The following is a 3,965-nucleotide window of genomic DNA, read 5'->3' on the forward strand; positions in this document are numbered from 1 at the left end:
AGTCCTATATTCCCGCAAATACTCTAAGGTCATCAAGATTTGGTCTTCTAAACTTAATTTACTTGGTCTTCCCGATTTTTTTTGCAGAACTTTTTCGGCGGCCAGAACTTTCACCATATCCTTAAATGTTTCAGGATATACCCCACAAAAGCGTTTAAACTCTTCTGGATTCAAATTTTTTACTTTTTCGTAAGTCATTGTTTTTCTGAGTGTTTTACTTTATTTTACATAATCAGTTCCTATTTTTGCAGGAGGTCTACTGAATCCTGACTCCTGAATCCTAACCCCACCAACAAACTTTTTCAGCAAACCCTAAGTAAGTTTGAGTAAGTTTAGTTGAGCGGTAGAATAAGACTTCGAGATAGCGGGTGCTAGATTGTGATTTTGTCCTTGCGTTTCCCAAAGATGAGCGTACTATGAAAGTAGGGGAAAAAAGATAATTTTAGCGATCGATTAACAATGACTAGGGATCTCTGTAGGATTTTATTGATAGAGGATGAACCGACGACTGTTAAATTAATCCAGAGATTGCTGTTAAAGGCCCCCCAATGTTCCCTGGCCGGGGGGTTGACTTTTACCCTCACCCAAGCTCAGGATCTACAGCAAACTGCCGAAAAACTAGCAGGGGAGAAATTTGATCTCATCCTCTTAAGCTTGGAAATCTCTGTCCCCCCCGGCTTAAATATTCTAGTCAAAACCAGAGAATTAGCCTCTGATATACCGATAGTGGTTCAAACTACTAGCAATGATGAGAAATTAGTCGTTAAAGCCTTTCAACTGGGTGCTGACGGTTATATTCAGTTAAATAATATCGATAGTAGTCTTTTAGTCTATCAAATTCGTGTGGCGATCGAACGTCAGCAATATATCCTCAATCTTAAACATCAACAACAGGAAGAGGAATTTCGCGAACTGGAACAGTTGATCAAGGGAGTACAAACTAGCATCACGGCGAAAATGTTCGGTTCTGAGGCAATAAAGCAGAGTATTCCCGATATTTTTCAAGAATTAGTCCAAAATTACGGAGAGTTATTAGACTTAGCTTTAGAAGAACAAGCATACAAAGTGGAACATAATCTATCGGAACGACTGCGAAGCTTGGCCGATAAGTTAGGATTCTTAAAAGCTAGTCCTCGCGATGTGGTGGATATTCATACCACCACCCTACGCCAAAAAAATCAGGATGTCACCCTGGCCAAAGCGCAGGCCTACGTTAGCGAAGGTCGTCTCATGGTCTTGGAATTGATGGGTTATCTCGTCTCTTTCTATCGTAAATACTATATCGGTCTCAGCAACATTAAACTGTTCAATAACACGCAATCATGAGTCAATATCTTCTCAAACTCTACATTATGGGCGATTCAAGTAAATCCCAGAGGGCGATCGCCAATATTTTTCGTATCTGTCGCGAGGAGTTATCCGATCTTTATACAGTAGAAATAATTGATGTTCTCGAACAGCCCCAATTAGCGGAACAGGATAAAATTCTCGTAACTCCTACTTTAGTCAAACAACTTCCCCCACCCCTACAAAGAATTATCGGCGATATGTCCAATACTCAAAAGGTTCTCCTCGGTTTGGATGTTATTCCCAAAGACTCCCATCGCAATTAGGATTCACCTAAAAATTCTTCTGGTTAGGTTTTTCCTCTCTAATAAGCTCTAATCTTAATTTTATCTCAAATGTCGGGGTGAAGACTCTCGCTTTTAACGAGATGAAACCCCAACCAATATAAAACAGCGAAGCACGACTTAAATCTTGACAATCTCTGCTGTATAGGTTAGCATATAAGTAGTTGTTTAAGGTCGATAAACAATGATTATCCTAAGTTTCAGAAAAATAATCGTTCAAATGTTTATTATGTCCAATTCTGTCTAAGCGTTGATATTCGGGAAGATGCAAAACCGCTAGAACCGACTAAAAAATGTGTAGGATTGGATGTAGGTTTAAAAGTTTTCTACGCTAATAGTGATTATGTTTAAAAATTGGTCCTTCGACGATTGGATGAATCATATCCTTTTTCTGGCTACAATTGTGGCTTTGCTGACGATTTGGCTGGGTAGATGAATAAAAAGATTTTTCTTTGCTCGCTTTACCGAAAATTTGGGTTTAAGGTTCCCCGTCCATTTTACGGCAGGGAGTGTCAAAATAAGAAACAAAACCCTCAGCGATCGATATGACTGACTCAATCCCAAAAATTTGTATTCTCGGTGGTGGTTTTGGTGGACTCTATACTGCTCTACGTTTGAGTCAATTGCCTTGGACTGATCAACACCCCCCCCAAATTACCTTAATTGATAAAAACGATCGCTTTTTATTTTCTCCCCTTCTCTACGAATTAGTCACCTCAGAACTGCAATCCTGGGAAATAGCTCCCCCTTTCAGCGAATTGCTCGCTAATACCCCCGTTGACTTCCAACAGGGAACCGTCACGGCGATCGATGTTAATAATCATAAAATAACCCTTGACAATCAAAACGATATATGCTATGACCGCCTCGTGATCGCCCTCGGTGGTCAATCCTCCCTTGACTTCCTACCCGGGGCCAGAACCCACGCTATCCCCTTTCGTAGTCTCGATGATGCCTATCGTCTTCGGGATCGACTCAAAACCCTAGAACAATCCGATCGCGATAAAATTCGGGTCGCCATTATCGGGGGCGGTTATAGCGGCGTAGAATTAGCCTGTAAGCTGGCCGATCGCCTCGGAGAAAGGGGAAGAATTCGTCTGATCGAAAGAAATAGCGATATAATTGCCCTTTCACCCCAATTTAACCGCGAAACCGCCAAAAAAGCCCTGGAAAAACGTCTGGTTTGGTTAGACCTAGAAACCACCGTCGCCGACATTCAAGCTGATTGCCTCTCCCTTGACTACAAAGGACAGATAGACAAGATCCCCGTTGATCTAGTTCTCTGGACCGTTAGCCCGATCGCCTCCCCACTGCTCGCTAATTTGCCCATAGCACATAATGAGCGCAAATTACTAAAAGTTAATCAATATTTACAAACTGTCGAAAACACCAGCATCTACGCGATCGGCGATGCGGCCGATAGTCGCGATCAAGACGATAAACCCTACGCTGCCACGGCTCAGGTCGCCCTTCAACAGTCCGACTACTGCGCTTGGAATATTTGGGCGAGTTTCCACGATAAACCAGCTTTACCCTTCCGTTATCAACCTTTAGGCGAAATGTTGACCCTCGGAGTCGATGAGGCTACGATTAGCGGTTTAGGACTACAATTAGCCGGTCCCCTTGCCCATCTTACCCGTCGCTTAGTCTATCTCTACCGTCTGCCCACCCTTAACCATCAAATCGCCGTAGCATTCAACTGGATTACCCAACCGCTTCTATCCCTCATTTCTGAGTAGCGAGTTCAGATATTCCTCCACTAATAAACTATCTCGATCGGTCAATTCCTGACCATCGAGACGGTTTAACAGCATTACTGCACCAAATAACCGATTATTAATCCTAATTGGCACAGCTAAAGCCGTTTTTATCCCCAAAGCCACCGCTATATCCTGACGGATGCGATTATCTCCTAGGGTTTGTCCTACCACCACCGGACAACTATCCTGGTAAACCACCGTACACAATCCCGACGTGGCAATATCACCCCTTTTGCCCACAATTGCCTGGGTATTTTTACCCGCACCCGCACGATAATCAATACTATCACCGTCAAATTCGGCAATAATAACCGTTTCTGTTGGAATTAAACCTAAAATTTCTTCAGCAATGCGATCGAGATTAGTTAATTTTTCCATAATGGGGTTAGGGGTTGAGGAAATGGGGTGTTATAATCAAAAAAAGGTAATGATTCGGTAGTAGTGGCGTAGCTCTCTTGCTTACCTGGTATGAATTGTGTAAAATATTTATTAATAAAAATAATTGGAACCCGCTCAGTCTTTAAACCTCTAGCTTGCTCATGACTTTTCTGATAAATATCTTTTTCTGGCTCCT

Annotated in this window: 6 protein-coding genes; 3 read left to right on the forward strand and 3 right to left on the reverse strand. The window is 42.3% G+C overall.

Features of this window, described 5'->3' with window-relative positions:
* The coding region (locus O9332_RS04430; RefSeq protein ID WP_272081317.1) for a helix-turn-helix domain-containing protein at positions 1–198 on the reverse strand (198 nt) is incomplete at its 3' end.
* A 261-nt stretch (positions 199–459) separates the two neighbouring features.
* Between O9332_RS04430 and O9332_RS04435 the strand changes: the two genes are divergently transcribed.
* From O9332_RS04435 to O9332_RS04450, 3 genes are all read left to right on the forward strand, one after another.
* Positions 460–1,326 carry a response regulator gene (locus tag O9332_RS04435; RefSeq protein WP_002757113.1) on the forward strand — a complete coding sequence of 289 codons (867 nt, stop codon included), beginning with the start codon at positions 460–462 and terminating at the stop codon, positions 1,324–1,326.
* Positions 1,323–1,613, forward strand: coding sequence for a circadian clock KaiB family protein (locus O9332_RS04440; protein ID WP_002757114.1), 291 nt, complete (start codon positions 1,323–1,325; stop codon positions 1,611–1,613). The genes O9332_RS04435 and O9332_RS04440 overlap by 4 nt, the downstream gene beginning before the upstream one ends.
* 563 nt (positions 1,614–2,176) lie before the next feature.
* Positions 2,177–3,370: an NAD(P)/FAD-dependent oxidoreductase gene (locus O9332_RS04450; RefSeq protein ID WP_288023866.1), complete on the forward strand. Its 1,194-nt coding sequence runs from the start codon at positions 2,177–2,179 to the stop codon at positions 3,368–3,370.
* Here the strand turns inward: O9332_RS04450 and O9332_RS04455 are convergent.
* Positions 3,350–3,769, reverse strand: coding sequence for a GAF domain-containing protein (locus O9332_RS04455; RefSeq protein ID WP_002764008.1), 420 nt, complete (start codon positions 3,767–3,769; stop codon positions 3,350–3,352). The two genes, O9332_RS04450 and O9332_RS04455, sit on opposite strands and share 21 nt — an antisense overlap.
* Positions 3,757–3,965 (reverse strand): hypothetical protein (locus O9332_RS04460; RefSeq protein WP_288023868.1); only part of this gene is annotated, 209 nt, incomplete at its 5' end. The genes O9332_RS04455 and O9332_RS04460, both read right to left, overlap by 13 nt.

Source organism: Microcystis sp. LE19-10.1B (assembly GCF_027530565.1).
Taxonomy (GTDB): Bacteria; Cyanobacteriota; Cyanobacteriia; order Cyanobacteriales; family Microcystaceae; genus Microcystis; species Microcystis aeruginosa.